Genomic DNA, 20,462 nt, shown 5'->3' on the forward strand with positions numbered 1-20,462 from the left:
GCAGATTTCGCCAGAGCAGCGCAAACGCAGCCAATGTTCTGCAAATGCTGTGTTTTTGCATGGCGCACAGCGGCGATCGGGAATGCGCCGCGGGCTTGAAGGGGGTGCTGCTAAGCTTGGTTTTGTTTGCTGCGCATCAGGGCGTAAAGGCCGGAGCCTACAATAAGCGCGGCCCCTGTCAGGGTCAGACTGTCGGGCCGTTCTCCGAACAAGGTATAGGCCAGAACCAGCGCCACCAGCAGGCGGCTGTAGCGGAATGGCGCCACAACGCCCACGTCGCCGGTGCGCATTGCCAAGGTCATTGCGGTGTAGCCGAGCACGCCGCAAATGGCTGTGCCGCAGATCAGCAGGGCCGCTTGAGGCGTAGGCAGCGAGGGCGCGCCGCCTTCGAATGCCATGATGACAAGTCCTGCCGCGGCCACGACTGCAAATCCCAAGACACCCAACTGCGCGGTGTGCACTGACGCCGGCGCGGCCCGGGTCGCCAAATCGCGACCCGCGAAACCGATCATTCCGAGCAGGGCAAGAACAGCACTGGAATCGAAGGTTGCAGGTGCGGGCCGAATGATCAGCAACACGCCGACAAAGCCCACAGCCATGGCGGCCCATCGGCGCGGGCCAATGTGTTCGCCCAAAAACATAACGGCGCCCAGCATAACCACCAAGGGCGCGGCCTGTAGGATGGCGGATGTCGTGGACAGCGGTGTGTAGGCCAGACTGAGCGCAAAAAAGAGCCGGCCCATGATTTCAAAGCCGGTCCGGATCAGCAGGCCGCGTTTCAGATAGGCGGAGGTCCAGATCGGAACACCACAGCTTCGGGCAAAGAGCGCATAGGCCAGCATGGCCAGCAATCCGAATTGCAGCGTTGCAAGGCCCGGTGTCGTACCGCCCGTGGCCGTGGCCGCTTTGAAAAACGCATCTTCGATGCCAAAGCCGACCATAGCCAGGATCATCCAAAGACTGCCGCGTTGGGTTTCGGTCAACCCAACTGCTCCAAGAGCGCTTTGGCTGCGGCCTGTTCCGCTTGGCGTTTGTTGCCAGCGGTTGCTTGTGCTGATTGGCCTGTGCCGAGTTCTGCGCGGATCGTGAAAACCGGGGCATGGTCAGGGCCGGTGCGTTCCGCCAGCACATAGCGCGGGGGTTGGTGGCCGCGGGCCTGTGCCCATTCTTGCAACGCGGTTTTGGGGTCTTTGGCGTCATCTTCGACCGTGTCGATCCGCTGGCCCCAGTGACGCAAGACAAAGGCACGGGCTTCATCGAAGCCGCCGTCGAGGTAAACCGCTGCAATCACGGCTTCCATCGCGTCTCCCAGCAGGGCCATCTTGCGCCGTCCGCCAGACATTTGTTCTGACCGCCCCAGTTTCAGCGCCGCGCCGAGATCAATCTCGCGTGCAACATCTGCGCAGGCCTCTTTGCGCACCAGCGCATTGAAACGCGGGGCGAGCGTGCCTTCTGAGGCCTGACGATCTTCGTCCAGCAGAGCTTCGGCCATCACGAGGCCAAGCACGCGATCCCCCAGAAACTCGAGCCGCTGGTTGTCTTCGCGGCCGGGGCCGGACATGGAACTGTGCGTGACGGCGCGGCGCAGCAGATCGGGCCGGTTGAAGCTGTAGCCCAAACGGCCTTCGAGAGCCTTGAGTTCTGCCGACAGCTTCATCGGTTGGCTACTCGATCGCTTTGAAGAAACGATCCCCGCGCCATGTCCAGAAAAACAGCATGGAACGGCCTGCTGACGAGAACATCACCCGATCGGCCCGGCCTACAAGGTTTTCGTAGGGAACAAAGCCGACGCCATTGGCAAGGCTGGGTACACGGCTGTCCGAGGAATTGTCGCGGTTGTCACCCATGAAGAAGTAGTGGCCCTCGGGAACCGTATAGACAGGCGTGTTGTCCGAGCCTTGCGAAGCAATGTTGAGGATCGCGTGCTGGCTGCCTCCGGGCAGGGTTTCGATGAACCGGGACTTGAGGCAAGCGCCACCTTCACCCACCGGTCCGTTTTCACACCGTGGACGCAGACGCTGCGGGCCTTGGGGCGATTGAACTTCTTCGAATGTGCCTGCTGGCTCTTGCGGGGCTTCTTCACCGTTGATGAAGACCACGCCATTTGTAACCTGAACCTTGTCTCCGGGCAGCCCGATCAGGCGCTTGATGAAATCGCGTCCGGTGCTGGGATGGCGAAACACGACCACATCTCCGCGCTGCGGCTCACCGCCCAAAAAGCGGCTGTTGTCGCCGTCAAACATGCCACAGATGTCTTGCGCGTCGATATCCAGACCGATCTGAGGAATGATGACAGAGGGGCAGGAGGCGTAGGAGTAGCCGTAGGCCATCTTGTTCACAAACAGGAAGTCACCGATCAGCAGCGTGTCTTTCATCGAACCCGAAGGGATCCAGAAAGGCTGAAAAAACAGGGTCCGGAAGACACCGGCAATCAGCAGTGCATAGACCACTGTCTTGATCGTCTCGACGATCCCGCCACTTTTCTTCGTCTCGGTTGCCATGTGCCGCGTCCCTTTTGACTGCTCAAACGGTACATGCGGCGCAGCGCAGGGGGTGTCAAGCGGGCGGGCGTTTGCACCCGGCATGTGGCGGTCAAATGATGGGATTTGCGGGCTATAATGCGCCGAAAGCGAACGGGATGTCAGCCAGCTATGCGTTTTGCGCAGGCCGTGCCTCGATCACGACGAATGCCTGCGCCCAGGGATGATCGTCTGTCAGGGTGACGTGGATGATGGCCTCGTGGCCCGGTGGTGTCATGCTTTCGAGGCGTTCCTTGGCCCACCCTGTCACCTCCATAACCGGTTGTCCGGTTCGCAGGTTGGATACGGCCATATCCTTCCACGAGATCCCCATACGAAGGCCCGTGCCGAGCGCTTTGGAGCAGGCCTCCTTGGCGGCCCAGCGTTTGGCATAGGTGCCAGCAACGTCGCGACGGCGTTCGGCCTTGTGCTGTTCCACTTGCGTAAACACCCGGTTGCGAAACCGGTCGCCATGACGCTCAAGCACGCCTGCGATGCGATCGATGTTGGCCAGATCGGTACCGATGCCGAGGATCATTTCCAAGTTATTCCTAAGCTTTGAACAGCGGGAAACTTACGCCCAAAGCCCATGCCAGCACCAGCCCTAAAGCCAGCCCTGCGCTCAGAGGGCCGGCCTGTTTGGAAAAAGCGCGCCCCATGGTGCCGATTGTCAGCCAGAACAACAAAATCACCGGTGCAATCATGGCCAGGAAAAACAGCCTTTCGAAATCGAGCACGACGGCAATCGCCAGCGATGCCAGAAAGGCCAGACGGGCGGCGATGCGCTGCCAAACAGGCGCAGCCGCGCAAACCAGTGAATCGGCCAGCATGAAGGGCAGGGTGCCCACGCTCAACGCGGCGATGATCCAAACGCGGTCGCCGGTTGGCCAGAAGTTGGCGCCATAGCGATCCAGCGCATAGCCAAAAGCCCCCAGCGCCCAGACCACCAGCAATATGGCAGCGACTGGTCGCACTTTGCCGGTCAAACGGTTCTTCCTGCGCAACAGAGCAAGTTGAATGATCCCGAAAACGAGCAGATGCATAGCCAGATAATCGGCAACGAGTACGGGCAGAAAACCAGTCTTGATTGGCACCGCAACCAAAGGCGCAACCACGGCCGGCAACAGGGCGATCAGGGTGAAGTCCCGCGCTTGTATTGCCTCTGGTGGTTCCGGATTGGTGGGCCAAATCCGTGCCAATGGCGCGGCCAGAGCGGTTATCGCCGCCAGCAAAGCCAAAAGCGCCCAGCCGGTCGGCGGAACAGCCGTAGTGCTTGTTCTGGCATGGCTTTCGTTTAGCCAATCAAGGGCAGCGCGCTGGCCATCACGTGAATGCAAAATGGCGACATGTTCGGCATAGGGTGCCAACATGGCGCGCCGCCGGATGCCTTCGTCCTGAGCAAGATCACCAAAGCCAGCATCTGGCTGAACCATGCCTGCGGCTTTCAGAGCAAAGTCTGTCAGTCCAGGCTCCCACGCCCCGACGATCAACAGAAGATCTTTGGGAAACTCTGGCGTGATGGCAAGCGAGAAGGCAGACAGCAAAACGATTGGTCCGACGTCTTCCACTTCTGCGGCGGTTCTGACCAGAATGTCTGTCGCCATCGAATGACCTAGTAGCGCCACAGGCTCCTTGCCCTGCCGAGCATATGCGATGACCTGTCCGGTCTGCTTCATCAACAATCGCGTTGTCCCATCCAGGGATGTCACGTCTCCGGACATTGGGTCCCGGTGGCGTCCATGCCCTTCGAAATCAAAGCTGTGAACGGTATAACCTGCGCGGGCCAGCGTCAGGGCATAGGCCTGCATCATCTGGCGTGACCCGGCAAATCCATGCGCGATCACAACCGCAGGCCCGTCGCTGCCGTCGGTCCAGGTTGTAACAGGTGTGCCATCAACCCAGACATCGGATTTGGTCACACCGGTTCTTGCCCCTTCGAGCACCCACAGTGCCCAAAGGGCCATGACGACCGCAACCGCAAAGAAAAACCGTTTCAGCGCCAGACCTCTTTGGTGATCTCGCCTGTCGCTTGGTTCAGGGTGATGGATACCGTTATGTCGATGTTGTTGACGCCGTCCCCGTAGAGTTGGCCCGGCAGCGTGAAGGTCAGGCCGCGCGACGGGTCATAACTGGACCGCAATTGCGAAAAATCGAGCCAGGTAAATCCGATGCCGTTGTGTCCAACCACCTTGCATTGCCGTCCACCCAGCTCGTCATAGGGGGGAGACAGGACCAACAGCCAAAATGCGCCTCCGGCGGGCTCGACCGTGTCCATAAGCGCAAGCCGGGTCTTGCCGTTCGAAAACGTCCGCGTGTTTTCTTCCCATGGCTCGGCGATGTTGCGGGCCGAAGATTGCCAGTCGCAGTCGAAAACGTCCTGAGCTGCAACAGGTGCCGCAAGCAGTGATGCGGCGATAAGGGGTGCGAAGCGATGCATGAAAAATCCTCCGGTCAGCGATAGGGTATGCTATCGCACCGTGGCATTGTTTCAATGGTGCATTGCGATCAGTCGCGTGCTTCATCCATCAGTCGCCGCATCTCGGCTATGGCTGGCCCAAGGCCCAGAAAGATCGACTCGCCGATGATGAAGTGACCGATATTCAGCTCGAGAATCTCTGGAAACGCCGCAACGGGTTTGACCGTTTCATAGGTCAGGCCATGCCCGGCGTGGACCTCAAGGCCAAGCGAGTGTGCAAAGGCGCTCATCTCACGCATGCGTTCCAGTTCGGCGTCCCGGTCGGCAAACCGGCCTTCGGAATGCGCGTCGCAATAGGCACCCGTGTGCAATTCGATGACCTGTGCGCCGATCCTGTGTGCGGCCTCAATCTGGCGCTTGTCGGCTGCGATGAAAATTGAAACGCGGCAGCCTGCTTCACGCAACGGAGCAATGAAATGCGCCAGTTGGTTTTCCTCGCGCGCCACTTCGAGACCGCCCTCGGTGGTGCGCTCTTCGCGCTTTTCGGGAACGATGCAGACGGCATGGGGTTTATGCCGCAAGGCGATGGCCTGCATTTCAGGTGTCGCGGCCATTTCGAAGTTCAGAGGGATTTCGAGAACGTCCATGAGCCCATCGATATCCGCATCCGTGATGTGCCGACGATCTTCGCGAAGATGCGCCGTGATTCCATCTGCGCCGGCCTCTTGCGCCAGTTTCGCGGCACGCAAAGGATCAGGATAAGCGCCGCCGCGCGCATTGCGCACGGTTGCGACGTGATCGATGTTTACCCCGAGACGCAGGGCGCCAACATAGTCGGTCATGGCGAAGACTCCTGAATTGTGCGTTGAAGGTAGACCGGGCTGCGCGTTTGGGAAACTAATAATTTGATCAAATTATTTCAGTGAACCCATAACAAACCGTGATTGGCTTTCTCAGTCGGCCGACCCAGCATCGCCCCTCTTTTTCTTGAGCGCCGCAAGGCGAGCTTTGATCGCGCCCTTGCGCCGGTTCTGATAGGCGGTGATCAGAGGTAAGGACACATAGTAACAGATCAGTCCAGCCACCAAACCGGGGATGATGCCGCCGATCAGGTAGGGAAAGAATACCTCGTCGTAGAAGATCGACAGATCGCGCCAGTCCGGCTCAGTTCCGTGAAACATCGCTTTGATGTTCTGCCAAAGATCGCGCCCAGCCTCTCCGAATTTCTTGATGATACTGCCGTGTTCATGACGCGCGGCTTTATCGCCGCCCAGCAAGAAATGTCCGGTTGTCAGCGACACGACCCCGATTGGAACATAAGTCAGCGGATTGCCGAAGAACGTCGACAGCAGCGCCGCCAGCAGGTTTCCCCGCATGATCCAAGCCAGAAAACCGGCAACAACGAAATGAAGCCCATAAAAGGGCGTGAAGGTTGTGAAGACCCCGGCAAATATCCCACGGGCAATGCGGTGGGGCGGATCCGGCAGGCGGTGCAGGCGGTGTTTGACGTAACGCGCGGCACGCCCCCAACCGCCACGCGGCCAGAGGAATTCGTACACGATCCTCCAAAGGGGTCGCCTGTCGCGCCGTTTGAAGACCAACGTCCGCCCTTTCGTTATTCAGCAGCCGAAGCTTGCACTGCGGGTTCCGTGTCCCGCCGCCTGTTGACCGATGCCACGTTACCTTCCGCTTCCAGCGCGGACATGACGAGATGCAGATGTTCGGCGTCGCGCAAATCAACGTCGACCATCAAGCGATAAAAATCTGGCTTTCGATCCATGAAATTCAAGTCAGAGATATTGGCCTTCCGCTCTCCGATCAATGTGCAAATCCGTCCCAGTACGCCCGCGTCATTCGTGATCGTCAGATCAAGGGTCGCTGTGTAGACAGGGGGATGCGATCCATCCGCCCAGTGCAGGTCAAGCCAACGCGAGGGCTGTTCTTCGAAATCGGCCAGAACCACACAATCGGCGGCGTGGACCGCCACCCCTTTGCCACGATGCGAGATCCCGATGATCCGTTCGCCGGGCAGCGGCTGACAGCAGGTTGCGCGCTCAAAGCCCTGACCGTGGGCCAACCCGACAACGGCACGTTTGGCAGACACCTGCGATTGGGTGTCTTCGGAAATAGCCAGCTCGGGATAGACGGCCTCTACGGCCTCGCGCGCGGACATCTCGGCGCTACCGAGCCGCGCCAGCAGGGTTTCGGCATCCTCAAAGCGCAGGGTTTTGGCAGCCTTCTCAAGCACCTTGTCAGTGGCTTTTTTGCCGACCCCTTCAAAGGCAGCACGGGCCAGTTCCAGCCCCAGCTTGGCAAAGCGTTCCTTGTTCGCCTCGCGCAGCGACTTGCGGATGGCGGACTTTGCTTTGCCGGTGCGTGCAATATCCAGCCAGGTCGCTTGTGGCGTCTGACCTTCGGCAGTAATGATTTCGACGGACTGCCCGTTCTTCAGCCGGGTCCACAGTGGAACGCGAATGCCATCGACTTTGGCCCCCACGCAAGCCGATCCAATGCGTGTGTGAATTTGGTAGGCATAGTCCAGCGGTGTGGCGCCCTTGGGCAGTTTGACCACATCGCCCTTGGGCGTAAAACAAAAGACCTGGTCCGAATACATCTCGAGCTTGACCGCTTCGAGAAATTCGTCGTGATCGTCATCTTCGCTGAATTGCTCGGTCAGCGAGGCGATCCATTTTGCAGGATCGACCGCAAACGGGTTCTGGGCCCGCACGCCGTCCCGATAGGACCAATGCGCCGCCACGCCAGTTTCCGCCACTTCGTGCATCTGGCGGGTGCGAATCTGCACCTCGACCCGTTTGCCATCCCGTCCTGACACAGTTGTGTGGATTGAACGGTAGCCGTTCGACTTTGGCTGGCTGATATAGTCCTTGAAACGTCCGGGCACCGCGCGCCAGCGTTGGTGGATCGCACCGAGGGCTGCGTAGCACTCCGCCTCGCTTCCGGTGATGACTCGAAAGCCGTAGATGTCGGAAAGACGGGAAAAGCCGATCTTCTTTTCCTGCATCTTGCGCCAGATCGAGTAGGGTTTCTTGGCTCGGCCAAACACCTCGGCCTCGATACCCACCTTGTCGAGTTCAACACGCATGTCAGAGGTGATCCTGTGGATCACGTCGCCGGTTTCTTTCTGAAGCGTGATGAAACGCCGGATGATGGAGCTGCGCCCCTCGGGGTTCAGCACGCGGAAAGCCAGATCTTCCAGCTCTTCGCGGATGGACTGCATCCCCATCCGGCCTGCCAGAGGCGCGTAGATGTCCATGGTTTCGCGTGACTTCTGGCTCTGTTTTTCCACACGCATTGCGCGGATCGTACGCATGTTGTGCAAACGGTCGGCAAGTTTGACCAGAATGACCCGCAAGTCCTTGGACATTGCCATGAACAGCTTGCGGAAGTTTTCGGCCTGCTTTGTTTCCGTGCTCGACAGTTGCAGGTTGGTAAGCTTGGTTACGCCGTCCACGAGGTCAGCAACCTCGGGCGAAAACTTTTCAGCGATTTCAGAATAGGTGGACCGGGTGTCCTCGATCGTGTCGTGCAGCAGCGCCGTGATGATCGTTGCATCATCCAGTCGCTGTTCGGTCAAAATCGCGGCAACAGCAACAGGGTGAGTGAAGTATGGCTCTCCACTCTTGCGAAACTGACCTTCGTGCATCTCGCGGCCATAGTCATAGGCCGCGCGGATCATCGCTTCGTTGGTCTTCGGATTGTAGTTGCGTACCAGTGCTACGAGGTCATCGGCCGCGATCATATGCGCCATCCTTCCCCGCTGGGGCGCCCCGTGGGCAGGGTGTTGGGTTACCCCTGACCCTGTGCCTCCATGAGAGCGCGCAGCAGCTTTTCTTCGCTCAGGTCATCTTCGGCAGGCTTGTCCGCCTCTGCACCCATGAGCAGCGCCATCGCGTCTTCTTCGGGCTCATCGACTTCGATCTGGGTCTGATTGGACTCGATCAGGCGTTCGCGAAGTTCATCGGCGCTCTGTGTCTCTTCTGCGATTTCGCGCAGGGCAACCACCGGGTTCTTGTCGTTGTCACGATCAACGGTGATCGCAGCACCGGCCGATACTTCGCGCGCACGATGTGCAGCGAGCATCACCAGCTCAAAACGGTTCGGGACCTTATCGACGCAATCTTCTACCGTTACGCGGGCCATGGGAACTCCAGTGCAAGTCAGCTGTCTCAGAAGCGTTTCATCTAGCGCGCAGTACGGCGCAATACAAGGGCGATTCGGTCACAGCGGCCTGATCAAATCGCGTTCTTCACGGGGCAACGCGGCACAAAGGGTTGCCGCAGTCTGATTCAGCACAGGATGAACCCAGTCTGCCGCCACGTCACAAAGCGGGACAAGCACGAACGCGCGGTCCTGAATCCTCGGGTGCGGAAGGATCAGTTGGTCAGGCGCAGTGCGGGTTTGCGCCTCCAGAGGCAAGTTCATCCACCGATCATGAGTCTCGGCATCGGGCAGGACCAGAGAATCGCGGGCGAGTAAATCAAGATCCAGGGTCCGGCTTCCCCACCGTTGTTGCCGTGCGCGCCCATATTCGTTTTCAACTATGTGAAGTAACTCAAGAAGTTGATCCGTGTTCAGATCGGACTCGGCCACGATGCAGGCATTCACATAGTCCGGGCCAGTGCCTGCCGGAAAGCAGGGCGTTGCAAAGAAACGGGAAATTCTCCTTATGCTCAAGCCGCTTCGTGACAAATCAACCAATGCGGAAGTTAAAGTCGTGGCTGGATCACCGCGTTCTGACCCCAGATTTGAACCCAGAGCGATGAGGATTTCTTGCCTAGAAAGCATATAGCGGCTATCCTTTTGGGGTAGCGATCTGCGCTTGATCGCACGGTATATTCTATTATCTACCTAGCGTAAGTCGTGTCACTCCTAATCACACTCACGGAATTTTGGTGCGGCTCTTTGAACGAAAGGACATTTTGATGTTTTACAAAGACGAACGGCTCGCGCTGTTCATCGATGGATCCAACCTTTACGCTGCAGCCAAAGCGCTTGGGTTCGACATCGACTACAAACTCCTTCGCCAGGAATTCGCTCGTCGGGGCAAAATGGTGCGGGCGTTTTACTACACGGCGCTCCTGGAAAATGATGAGTATTCTCCGATCCGGCCACTGGTCGATTGGCTGCACTACAACGGCTTTACGATGGTGACAAAGCCGGCCAAGGAATACACCGACAGCCAAGGCCGCCGGAAAGTCAAAGGCAACATGGATATCGAATTGACAGTGGACGCCATGGAGCTGGCGCCCCGGGTCGATCATATTGTTTTGTTCTCGGGTGATGGCGACTTCCGCCCATTGGCCGAAAGCCTTCAGCGGCAGGGTGTCCGGGTTTCGGTCGTATCAACGATCCGCAGCCAACCACCGATGATTGCGGACGAACTGCGCAGACAAGCCGATAACTTTATCGAGCTGGACGAACTGCGTGACGTTATTGGCCGTCCGCCACGGGAAAACGCGCCCGAGCGCAGCTTTGAGGTTGCCGGAGGCAGCTGATCGTTTGCGACGATGCCGATGGGTCACTCCTCCAAACGGCTGATTGCAAATGCCCAAACAAGCCGTCCTTTCGGGGGCGGCTTTTTCTATTGCAGAGTTTGCTCGGCTTGAGTCAGCTCGTCTTCCCAAAGAATATGAACCGTTGCTGGCTCTTGCCCGGGTGCTTTGGCGCATTGCTGTTTGGGCAGGCTGGAAAACAGCGGCGCTCTGTTTGCCGTGTCGGCCTGAACCCTGCGTTTGGCGGCAATCTGCAGCGCAACTTGATAGATGACATCGTCCACGAAGCCATCCAATGCTGGGCCTTTCAGCGAAGTTTGATTTTCGTCAGCCAGTGGGACAAAAGCGAAGCTGCGGCGGTTTAATTTGGTCATCTCCATCCCTGTCATTTTTTTTGTACACTGATGTGTACGATTTAGTGGACACACTGGATCAAACTTTTTTCGCTGTTCTGGACTGCACGTCGCGAAAGCCTTACGTCTGGACCAAAGCGCGCAAGGATTTTGACGATGAAGAAACCGGATCTTTCTCTCTATCTCGCGGCACCACGCGGGTTTTGCGCAGGTGTGGATCGCGCGATCAAGATCGTTGAGATGGCTCTACAGAAATGGGGCGCTCCGGTCTTTGTTCGGCACGAGATCGTACACAATAAATTCGTGGTCGATGACCTGCGGGCCAAAGGCGCGGTGTTTGTCGAGGAACTGGAAGACTGCCCCGATGACCGTCCGGTGATTTTTTCCGCACATGGTGTTCCCAAGGCTGTTCCCGCCGCTGCCGCCGCACGGCAAATGGTATACGTGGATGCGACCTGTCCATTAGTTTCCAAAGTCCACATCGAAGCGGCGCGCCACCACGAGAACGGGCTCCAGATGATCATGATTGGTCATGCGGGGCATCCGGAAACCGTGGGCACCATGGGGCAGTTACCAGATGGCGAAGTTCTTTTGGTCGAAACGGTAGAAGACGTTGCCAATGTTGTCGTCCGAGATCCCGAGCAGCTGGCGTTTGTTACCCAGACAACGCTGTCTGTCGATGACACCGCTGACATTGTGGCGGCCTTGCAATCGCGGTTCCCGGCAATTGTCGGCCCGCACAAGGAAGACATCTGCTACGCCACAACCAACCGTCAGGAGGCCGTAAAGGCGATCGCTCCGAAGTGTGATGCGATGTTGGTTGTCGGTGCGCCGAACTCGTCTAACTCGCAACGGTTGGTCGAGGTGGGTCGCAAGGCGGGATGTTCCTACGCCCAGCTGGTAATGCGAGCTGAAAACATAGACTGGCGCGCCTTGGACGGCATTACGTCCGTCGGGATCACGGCAGGCGCTTCGGCGCCCGAGGTGCTGATCGAAGAGGTCATTCAGGCCTTTAAAGACAGATACGAGGTTTCGGTCGAACTGGTCGAAACAGCCGTAGAGAACGTCGAATTCAAAGTGCCCCGCGTCCTGCGCGAGCCCGCCTGACCAAAACGGAGTCATGTCGATGACAGCCCCAAGCAACCCATTCAAGGCGATCTTGCAGTCCGGACAAAAGTCTATCGGGCTATGGATGGGATTGTGTGATCCCTATGCGGCGGAAATCGTTGGCCGGGCGGGATTTGATTGGGTCCTGATCGACGGTGAACATGCACCCAATGACCTGCGCAGCATCGTAGGCCAGTTGCAGGTTGCGGAACCCCATGTCGCATCGATTGTGCGGCCGCCCATGGCCGAGCCTTGGTTGATGAAGCAATTGCTCGATGCAGGTGTCCAAAGCTTCTTGATCCCCATGGTGAACACCGCCGAAGAGGCGCGCGCCGTGGTTGCGGCCACACGTTATCCCCCTGATGGCATACGCGGCGTCGGGCATGTGTTGGGGCGGGCGTCCTATTTTGGAGCGGTTCCGGACTATATTGCGACTGCAGCGGACGAGATCTGCATCATTGTTCAGATCGAAAGCCGTGCAGCCGTAGAGAACCTTGAGGAAATTCTGGCTGTGGATGGCGTCGACGCAGCCTTTGTCGGCCCGGCAGATCTCGCGGCGGATTGCGGGTTTGCAAAAGACATGAATGCGCCGGAAATGCAGGCTTTGGTTGCTGAAACTCTGGGGCGGATCAAGGCCTATGGGAAGCCCGCGGGCATCATCGATTTTCCGGATGATGCGATTGATGGCCATTTTGAAAATGGCGCGCAGTTCGTCGCGGTTGGCGCGGATCTTGTCATGATGGCGGCCATGCTTCGGGAACTGGCATCCAAATGGAAAGGCCGGATCAGCTGACCCGGCCTTTCGCTGCTGTATCGGCGGTGAGGAGGATCACTCGGCCGGTACAATGGATTCAAGGGGTTTGGCCCTGAAGTGCTGGCGGCCGAGGCGCAACACTAAGGCGATGGCAACAATCTGAGCGACAATCGCCAGTGCAGTCAGACCCCAGAAGACCACACCGAATTTGGCGATGAGACCGGCTGCGACCAATCCCTTGTTGATGAAGAAATGCAGCATCACCGAAAGGGCAACAGCCGGACAAACCAGCGCGTATGAGCCGGGCGAGGTTTTGTCGCCGACAACAAAGTCGTTGAAGTAGCCCTGCGCTTTCAGAACCACGGCACCCAGGCCCAGGAAGGCAATCTGGATAGCCAGCAATCGCGTCAACAGGATCAGGGTCTCGCCGCTGCTGCCATGCACATCCAGCGTCGTGTGCAGGCCATGGTTCTGACGCAGCAACATGATGCCCAAAACCGTGACGATCGGCACGATGATCATCAGGGTTGGCCCGGCTTCCCGCGCGGTGCCGTGTTGAAGCATGGAACTGACTGCCGTCGTGGCTGCCAGCACAGTGTATAGAATCGCGATCACGCCCAGAATGCTGGACAGTACAATGCTGGTTCCAACGGTTGCGGGGTTCGTGCTCATGGCTGCGGGGGCGGCAAGGCCAACGGCGACCATCGAGACCGCAAAGGCTGGCAAGAGCTGCGCAAAGGAGTTGTGTGCCGTCACATCAAAGACGCCGCCTTTGGACAGAACGCGGCCGATAAAGTGTCCGATCTGGCGAAACGCGATGGCGCCAATAAGCACAAAGGCGATCAAGGCGAGCGGAAACAGATATTCCACGACACTCCAAAGGCCGGGTACAAAAACCAGCCCGACGATGAACAGCGCGTTCACGGTCATAGCCATCGCAAGCGGCATGGCCAGCAATGTAGTTTCTCCGTTTGAGTTTCTCAAAGCGTCATATGCGGGTGTTTGTTTGAAACGGCTCAGCGCACGCAGATTCCAGATGAGCAACTGAACGTTTTTGAACGCAAAGGCTGCGATACCAGACAAAGCGATGAGAATTGCCAAGCTTAGGCCTGCATCGGCGGTGCCAAAGGCGGCGGCGATGTCCTCGAAGATCGGAACCGGTCGGCCCGGATGCGGGACCCAGAACATAAGGATCATGAAAAACGTCACTGTCACGCCACCTGCTCCGAGCGAGGCCAAAAAATAGAGTGGACTGTACGTTTCATCTGCTACGCGACTGCGGGAAGACATCTTGCATCCTTTCATATTCCGATAATTGCAAATGAATACATTCTATAAGTGGAATGTAATTGGACAAATCCGCACAGCCCTTCTGGATGGCATTAACTTTGGCGTAACCATCTTGGCGGAAACTGGAGCAATGGATCGTTTTGTTTGCGGAGTTCTGGCCTTTGCTCTTTTGGGATGCGACGCGGCGGGGTCCGGTTTTCGCGGCGTCGAACCTGTCACGCGTCACGTGGATGGATCGCGTTTTACACTCCGGTTCCGGGGTGATCTGGTCGAGGCGATCCGCACCTCCCCTGAAATGCTTCCCAAATTTGAGGCTGTGGCGCGTAAGGCAGCGCGCGCCGCAGAAGCAGAGCGCGCGGGATGCGAGACAGCTTGGGTCGAAGGTGACCCCGCGATGATGCTTTTGGGATTGGCTTGCTACGGCGGAAAGGCGCCCCGAAAACCCAAAAGGCGCAATATGCTGAGTTGTGATTTTCAAACGCTGACCGGCGGAAATCTGTACCCCGCTGGTACAGTTGAATGCTCAAAACTTTGAAGAATACCTCAATATCTTGTGGACAACTGCAGTTCCCACGCCATATCGGCCATCAAATTCGTTGACAGACCCCCATTGCGCCCTCCACGCTGCATGCCCAAAGCGGAATCGGGAAGGCGCAACGCGTGCGATTCAATAAACTCAGACTGACGGGCTTCAAAAGCTTCGTGGACCCAACCGATCTTATGATCGCAGATGGGCTGACCGGTGTGGTTGGTCCAAACGGGTGCGGCAAGTCGAATTTGCTTGAAGCGCTGCGCTGGGTAATGGGCGAAACACGCGCCAAGGCCATGCGCGGCGGCGGCATGGAGGATGTGATCTTTGCCGGTGCCGCGTCCCGACCGGCCCGAAACTTTGCCGAGGTCTGCCTGACGATTGATAACACCGATCGGCTTGCGCCTTCTGGCTTTAACGATTCCGATCAGCTGGAAATCGTGCGCCGGATCACCCGTGATGTCGGCAGCGCCTACAAGGTGAACACCAAAGATACCCGCGCGCGCGACGTGCAGATGCTGTTCGCGGACGCTGCGACAGGTGCGCATTCGCCTGCGCTGGTTCGTCAGGGGCAGATCAGCGAGCTGATCAATGCCAAGCCAAAGAACCGCCGCAAGGTTCTGGAAGATGCTGCCGGGATTGGTGGTCTCTATCAGCGCCGGCATGAGGCCGAACTCAAGCTCAAAAACACCGAGCAAAACCTCTTGCGTGTTGACGATGTCATTGAGCAGCTTGCGGCCCAACTGGCGCAGTTGGAACGGCAGGCCCGGCAAGCCGCCCGGTACCGCGCCATTGGCGAAGAATTGCGGCAGGCCGAAGGGATGCTGCTGTATCGGCGATGGCGCGAAGCGGACGAGGCAAGGCTGGTCGCCGAGGAAGAGTTGCGCACGCGCGTCACGCAGGCCGCCAAGGCCGAAGGGCTGGCACGGGAGTCGGCAAAGATCCGTGCGCAGCGCGAGGAAGACCTGCCGCCGTTGCGCGAAGAAGAAGCCATTGCAGCGGCCGTGTTGCAGCGTTTGACTGTCCAGCGTGACACCATTGCAGACCAGGAAAAACGCGCCGAAGAGACCATCGAAACGCTGACGCGCCGGATCGAACAGCTGGCTAAAGACATGGATCGTGAAGCAGGCCTGAACCGCGACGCAGGCGAAACGATCGAACGGCTGGAATGGGAAGCGCGCGAGCTCGAAAAGGCAGCCGAAGGGCACGACGACAAGCTGCTTGAGGCAGCCGAAGGCGCCCGAGAGGCCAACAGTGTCCTGCAGGCGCGCGAAGCCGATCTCGCTCAGCAGACTGAAGATGTGGCCCGACTGGCTGCCCGACATCAGTCTGCGCAACGGTATCTGGCTGATTGCCGTAAAACGCTTGAGCGGGCTGAGACCGAGGCAGGCCGGGCGCGCGATACGGTCGGCGCGGCCAAGAACACCCTTGATGGGTCGGCCGAAGCATTGGCAGCGGCGTCAAAGGCCCAGCAAGACGCGCATGCCATGGCAGAACGTGCCGAAAATGTTTTGGCCGAGGCCGAGTCGGCCCGTGCGGAAACGCAATCGCGCGAAGCAGAGGCCCGTGCCGAAAGATCCGAGGCAGAGGGCGAAATGAATGCCCTGCGCGCCGAAGTCACTGCGCTTGCGCGCTTGCTGGATCGAGACACCGCCGAAGGTGGCCAGATACTCGACCGTCTGCAGGTTGAACAGGGGTTCGAAAAGGCGCTGGGTGCCGCGTTGGCCGATGACCTGCGCGCGCCAGAGGTGGAAGACGATGGGCCTACAGGTTGGTCAGTGCTGCCACCTTATGATGCAGAGCAGGCATTGCCGGCAGGCGTTACGGCATTGTCGCGGCATGTGTCGGTGCCGGATGTGCTGGTGCGGCGCATGGGGCAAATCGGTCTGGTCGACGGGGAAGAAGGCGCAAGGCTGCAATCCCTTCTGAAGCCGGGCCAGCGGTTGGTCAGTCTTGAAGGTGACCTTTGGCGTTGGGACGGCTATCGCGCCTGGGCCGAGGATCAACCTTCGGCTGCAGCGCTGCGGCTCGAGCAACTCAACCGGCTTGAGGCACTCAAACAGGAAATGGCGGCAGCCACGGCTCGGATGGATGGTACGATTTCCGCGCATGAAGCCCTGTCGCAGCGCTTGGCCGACTTGTCTCGGGCTGACAAGAATGCCCGCGAAGCGCGGCGCGAGGCCGATCAGCAACTGACGCAGGCCACGCGGGCTCTGAACCGGGCCGAAGCTGATCGCGATATGGCAGAAGGCAAACTGGAAAGCGCGACGCTTGCCGTGCAGCGTTATGAGGATGAAGCCACATCGGCCCGAGGTCAGTTGCTCGAAGCCGAGCGCAGCGCGGAATCGCTCGATGATCTCGAAACGGCGCGGGCGCAGGCGGAAGACGTGAAAATGACAGTCGAAGCGGCCCGTATGACGATGATGGCGCGCCGCTCTGCTCATGATGAACTGCGCCGGGAAGGCGAGGCCCGCAAGGGTCGTGCTCAGCAGGTGACCAAAGACCTGTCCGGTTGGCGCCACCGTCTGGATACAGCGGAAAAGCGTGCAGCCGAATTGGCTGATCGCAAGGTTCAGACCGAACTGGAGCTGAAGGAGGCCTCGACCGCACCGGGGGAACTGGCGGCCAAACGCGATGAACTGTCCGGCGCGATCAGCGATGCAGAGGCACGCCGCGCGGAAGCTGCGGACAAATTGTCAGGCGCCGAAGGCGTCTTGCGCGAAGCCATCAGCAATGAACGCGAATGCGAGCGGCTTGCGGGCGAAGCGCGCGAGGCCCGGGCTCGGGCCGAAGCCCGAACGGAGGCGGCCAGAGAGACGGTGGCCGCAGCGGCAGAGCGCATTTCTGAAGATCAGGAAACCACGCCGCAAGACTTGCTGACGCGGCTTGATGTGGATCCCGACACCATGCCACCGGCAGACAAGGTCGAGGCGGACGTGAACCGGCTGAAACGCCAGCGTGATGCGCTGGGAGCAGTCAATCTGCGCGCAGAAGAAGATGCCAAGGAAGTGCAAGTCGAGCACGATGAACTGGTTGCAGAAAAAGCTGACCTTGAAGAAGCGATCAAGACTCTGCGCAGCGGGATTTCGAGTCTCAACCGAGAGGGTCGGGAACGCCTGCTGACAGCCTTTGAACAAGTGAACAGCAACTTCTCGATGTTGTTCACGCATTTGTTCGGCGGTGGTGAGGCGAACCTGGTCATGGTCGAAAGCGAAGACCCGCTGGAGGCCGGCCTTGAGATCATGTGCCAGCCACCGGGCAAAAAACTGTCGACCCTGTCATTGTTGTCCGGTGGCGAGCAGACTCTGACGGCCTTGGCCCTGATCTTTGCGGTCTTCCTGGCCAATCCGGCGCCGATCTGTGTGCTGGACGAAGTCGACGCGCCTTTGGATGACGCCAATGTCACACGGTTCTGCGATATGCTGGACGAAATGTGCCGCCGCACGGACACGCGGTTCCTGATCATCACACACCACGCTGTAACGATGGCCCGGATGGATCGCTTGTTTGGCGTGACAATGCAGGAACAGGGGGTCAGTCAGCTGGTTTCCGTTGATCTGAAACGCGCCGAAAAGATGGTGGCCTAACCTTCGTTATTGGGTTGGATTGCTGGCTGGTCTGAGACCTGCTCTGAGCGAAAGGGGCGGCCTTATTGGGGGGGCTCCCCCCCAAACCCCCCGGGATATTTTTGGCACAAAGAAACATCCTGCCCGGAATCAGCCTGCAAAGGCAAAGCGACCGCGCGCTTGTGAGAATTCGTGAATGGCGTTTGGCCCCTGTCTTGTTAGACTTGTGGCATGAAACCTTTGAGCATCCTTGCCATATTGACGAGCCTTGCTGCGGGGCCAGTGGCCTCGCAGGCCTTTGGATTGAAAGAGGGTGATGCGCGTTTTGACCGGAGCGTGTTGCTGGATCGGCTGTCAGGCCAGGTGGTGACATTCTATGATAACGGACAGTCCGAATATTTCACGGACGGACGCTATACCTACACCTATGCGAACCAGGGCGGCACGGCCTATGGGTATTGGGAAGTGGCCGCGGATGGGTCGGTCTGCATTGATTTCGTGAACGGGTTTTCCCGCTGCGATCTCTACGTGATGAACGCTGGACGGATGATCCTGCTGGATGAAAAAGGCGATCGCTACCCGGTTCGACCCCAGCAATAAAGCCAAACGAATAAAGGCCCCCATGATCGGGGGCCTTTTGCTTTTGTTGCGGGCCATGTCCGGCAGATATCAATGCGCCTTTTTCTTTTTGGGCGGCATCAGGTCGGTGATGGTGCCTTCAAACATCTCGGCGGCAAAGTTCACCGTTTCAGACAGTGTCGGGTGTGGGTGGATGGTGTGACCCAGATCCACGGCATCGGCGCCCATCTCAATCGCTAGCGCGGCTTCGGCGATCAGGTCACCGGCATTGGTGCCGACAATGCAGGCCCCAATGACGCGCTGATCGGCAGGATCGAACAGCAGCTTGGTGATCCCTTCAGAACGGCCATTGGACAGTGCCTTGCCCGAAGCAGCCCATGGGAAAACACCTTTTTCGTAGGCGATACCCTTGGCTTTGGCCTCGGTTTCGGTCAGCCCGCACCATGCGACCTCCGGGTCTGTGTATGCGACCGAAGGGATCAGCTTGGCGTCAAAGTGACGTTTTTCGCCAGCCGCAACTTCGGCGGCGACTTTGCCTTCGTGCACGGCCTTGTGTGCCAGCATTGGCTGGCCAACCACGTCCCCGATGGCAAAGATATGCGGCACACCGGTGCGTTGCTGGCTGTCCACAGCGATAAAGCCGCGATCATCCACCGACACTCCCGCCTTTTCGGCTTCGATCAGCTTGCCGTTGGGTTTGCGGCCCACGGCGACCAGCACCTTGTCAAAGGTGTCGGAAAACGGCTCGCCTTTGTCATCCTCAAAGGTAACCTTCAGGCCCTTCTTCTGGGCCTCAACGGCGGTGACCTTGGTCTTGAGGTGGATGTTCTCGTAGCGGCCCTTGATCCGGGTCATCAGCGGCTTGACGATGTCCTTGTCAGCGCCGGGTATGATCTGGTCCATCAGTTCCACAACGGTCACCTCAGAGCCAAGCGCATCATAGACACAGGCCATTTCCAGCCCGATGATGCCGCCACCCAGAACCAGCATCCGCTTGGGAATGTCTTTGAGTTCAAGCGCGCCGGTACTGTCGATCACGCGGTCGTCGTCATGCGGGATGAACGGAAGATCAACAGGTTCGGACCCGGCAGCGATGATGCATTGATCAAAGCTGACGGTGGTCATGCCATCATCGCCCGTCACCTCAATCATGTTTGGCCCTGCAAAGCGGCCATAGCCGCGTACAACCTGAACCTTGCGCCCTTTGGACAAGCCGTCGAGGCCCCCGGTCAGCTGGTTCACGACGCCATCCTTGAACGCGCGCAGCTCATCAAGGTCGATCTTTGGTTTGCCAAAGCTGACGCCATGGCTGCTCATATCTTCGGCTTCGGTGATGACCTTGGCCACATGCAGCAAAGCTTTGGATGGGATACATCCTACGTTCAGGCAAACGCCGCCCAGCGAAGGGTATCGTTCAATCAGAACCACTTTCTTGCCGAGGTCCGCTGCACGGAAGGCTGCGGTGTAGCCACCCGGGCCGGAGCCCAGAACAACAACTTCGGCATGCACGTCGCCTGCACCTGTAGCCGTGCCCGTTGCCGCAACGGCTTTGGGCGCTTCTGCAGGGGGCTCGTCCGCCGGTGCCGCAGGCTTGGCATCGGACTGGTCGCCTTCGATCTGCATGATGACCGAGCCTTCGGACACTTTATCGCCCTCTGAAACGGTGATTGCAGTGATCTTGCCGGCGGCCGGAGATGGAACTTCCATCGTAGCCTTGTCTGACTCGATCTCGATCAACGGGTCTTCTTCGGCGACCAAATCGCCGACAGACACCAGAACAGTGACGACAGGCACGTCGGTGAAATCACCAATATCGGGTACTTTGATATCCATTGT

At 58.7% G+C, this 20,462-nt stretch carries 20 protein-coding genes; 6 read left to right on the plus strand and 14 right to left on the minus strand.

What is annotated here, in order from left to right; genetic code table 11:
- Positions 1-110 precede the first annotated feature (110 nt).
- The 11 genes from PFY00_RS10195 to folK all read right to left on the minus strand — a co-directional run bounded on the left by PFY00_RS10195 (position 111) and on the right by folK (position 9,741).
- The gene (locus tag PFY00_RS10195) at positions 111-983 is read right to left on the minus strand and encodes a DMT family transporter (protein WP_271432450.1); all 873 of its coding nucleotides are present in this window, start codon (positions 981-983) and stop codon (positions 111-113) included.
- A complete protein-coding gene (rnc, locus tag PFY00_RS10200) occupies positions 980-1,657 on the minus strand; it encodes a ribonuclease III (protein WP_271432451.1) in 678 nt (225 codons plus the stop codon). The genes PFY00_RS10195 and rnc overlap by 4 nt, the downstream gene beginning before the upstream one ends.
- Positions 1,658-1,664: 7 nt before the next feature.
- Positions 1,665-2,501: a signal peptidase I gene (gene lepB, locus PFY00_RS10205; protein ID WP_271432452.1), complete on the minus strand. Its 837-nt coding sequence runs from the start codon at positions 2,499-2,501 to the stop codon at positions 1,665-1,667.
- Positions 2,502-2,649: 148 nt separating this feature from the next.
- The gene (gene acpS, locus PFY00_RS10210; protein WP_271432453.1) at positions 2,650-3,057 is read right to left on the minus strand and encodes a holo-ACP synthase; all 408 of its coding nucleotides are present in this window, start codon (positions 3,055-3,057) and stop codon (positions 2,650-2,652) included.
- Between the two features lie 13 nt (positions 3,058-3,070).
- Positions 3,071-4,483: an alpha/beta fold hydrolase gene (locus PFY00_RS10215; protein WP_271432454.1), complete on the minus strand. Its 1,413-nt coding sequence runs from the start codon at positions 4,481-4,483 to the stop codon at positions 3,071-3,073.
- 29 nt (positions 4,484-4,512) lie between these two features.
- Entirely contained in the window at positions 4,513-4,956 is a 444-nt protein-coding gene (locus PFY00_RS10220; protein ID WP_271432455.1) for a hypothetical protein, read from the minus strand.
- Between the two features lie 68 nt (positions 4,957-5,024).
- Complete coding sequence (locus PFY00_RS10225; RefSeq protein WP_271432456.1) at positions 5,025-5,777, minus strand: pyridoxine 5'-phosphate synthase; 753 nt, start codon at positions 5,775-5,777, stop codon at positions 5,025-5,027.
- Between the two features lie 111 nt (positions 5,778-5,888).
- Positions 5,889-6,536 (minus strand): DUF2062 domain-containing protein, encoded by a 648-nt coding sequence (locus PFY00_RS10230; RefSeq protein WP_271432457.1) that lies wholly within the window; start codon positions 6,534-6,536, stop codon positions 5,889-5,891.
- Positions 6,537-6,550: 14 nt separating this feature from the next.
- A complete protein-coding gene (locus PFY00_RS10235; RefSeq protein WP_271432458.1) occupies positions 6,551-8,695 on the minus strand; it encodes a RelA/SpoT family protein in 2,145 nt (714 codons plus the stop codon).
- Positions 8,696-8,742: 47 nt separating this feature from the next.
- Entirely contained in the window at positions 8,743-9,096 is a 354-nt protein-coding gene (gene rpoZ / locus PFY00_RS10240; protein WP_271432459.1) for a DNA-directed RNA polymerase subunit omega, read from the minus strand.
- A gap of 78 nt (positions 9,097-9,174) precedes the next feature.
- Entirely contained in the window at positions 9,175-9,741 is a 567-nt protein-coding gene (folK, locus tag PFY00_RS10245) for a 2-amino-4-hydroxy-6-hydroxymethyldihydropteridine diphosphokinase (protein ID WP_271432460.1), read from the minus strand.
- A 137-nt stretch (positions 9,742-9,878) separates the two neighbouring features.
- On the opposite strand from folK, the gene PFY00_RS10250 reads away from it, so the two are divergent.
- Positions 9,879-10,451: a LabA-like NYN domain-containing protein gene (locus tag PFY00_RS10250; protein WP_271432461.1), complete on the plus strand. Its 573-nt coding sequence runs from the start codon at positions 9,879-9,881 to the stop codon at positions 10,449-10,451.
- A gap of 86 nt (positions 10,452-10,537) precedes the next feature.
- Here the strand turns inward: PFY00_RS10250 and PFY00_RS10255 are convergent, their stop codons facing one another.
- A complete protein-coding gene (locus PFY00_RS10255; RefSeq protein WP_271432462.1) occupies positions 10,538-10,822 on the minus strand; it encodes a hypothetical protein in 285 nt (94 codons plus the stop codon).
- A 135-nt stretch (positions 10,823-10,957) separates the two neighbouring features.
- Here PFY00_RS10255 and ispH point away from each other — a divergent pair, with 135 nt between their 5' ends.
- Both ispH and PFY00_RS10265 read left to right on the plus strand, forming a co-directional pair.
- A complete protein-coding gene (gene ispH, locus PFY00_RS10260; protein WP_271432463.1) occupies positions 10,958-11,908 on the plus strand; it encodes a 4-hydroxy-3-methylbut-2-enyl diphosphate reductase in 951 nt (316 codons plus the stop codon).
- Between the two features lie 19 nt (positions 11,909-11,927).
- The gene (locus tag PFY00_RS10265; RefSeq protein WP_271432464.1) at positions 11,928-12,701 is read left to right on the plus strand and encodes an HpcH/HpaI aldolase/citrate lyase family protein; all 774 of its coding nucleotides are present in this window, start codon (positions 11,928-11,930) and stop codon (positions 12,699-12,701) included.
- Between the two features lie 36 nt (positions 12,702-12,737).
- On the opposite strand, the gene PFY00_RS10270 is transcribed toward PFY00_RS10265, so the two are convergent.
- The gene (locus tag PFY00_RS10270) at positions 12,738-13,952 is read right to left on the minus strand and encodes a TsoY family (seleno)protein (protein ID WP_271432465.1); all 1,215 of its coding nucleotides are present in this window, start codon (positions 13,950-13,952) and stop codon (positions 12,738-12,740) included.
- Positions 13,953-13,983: 31 nt separating this feature from the next.
- Between PFY00_RS10270 and PFY00_RS10275 the strand changes: the two genes are divergently transcribed.
- The 3 genes from PFY00_RS10275 to PFY00_RS10285 all read left to right on the plus strand — a co-directional run bounded on the left by PFY00_RS10275 (position 13,984) and on the right by PFY00_RS10285 (position 18,647).
- Positions 13,984-14,487 (plus strand): hypothetical protein, encoded by a 504-nt coding sequence (locus tag PFY00_RS10275; RefSeq protein ID WP_271432466.1) that lies wholly within the window; start codon positions 13,984-13,986, stop codon positions 14,485-14,487.
- 125 nt (positions 14,488-14,612) lie between these two features.
- On the plus strand, positions 14,613-18,068 hold the full coding sequence (gene smc / locus PFY00_RS10280; protein ID WP_271432467.1) for a chromosome segregation protein SMC: 3,456 nt from the start codon (positions 14,613-14,615) through the stop codon (positions 18,066-18,068).
- Between the two features lie 210 nt (positions 18,069-18,278).
- Positions 18,279-18,647 carry a hypothetical protein gene (locus PFY00_RS10285; RefSeq protein WP_271432468.1) on the plus strand — a complete coding sequence of 123 codons (369 nt, stop codon included), beginning with the start codon at positions 18,279-18,281 and terminating at the stop codon, positions 18,645-18,647.
- A 69-nt stretch (positions 18,648-18,716) separates the two neighbouring features.
- Here the strand turns inward: PFY00_RS10285 and lpdA are convergent, their stop codons facing one another.
- Positions 18,717-20,459 (minus strand): dihydrolipoyl dehydrogenase, encoded by a 1,743-nt coding sequence (lpdA, locus tag PFY00_RS10290; protein ID WP_271432469.1) that lies wholly within the window; start codon positions 20,457-20,459, stop codon positions 18,717-18,719.
- Between the last annotated feature and the right edge of the window lie 3 nt (positions 20,460-20,462).

The sequence above is a fragment of the Thalassococcus lentus genome, from assembly GCF_028023555.1.
Classification (GTDB): Bacteria; Pseudomonadota; Alphaproteobacteria; order Rhodobacterales; family Rhodobacteraceae; genus Thalassococcus_A; species Thalassococcus_A lentus.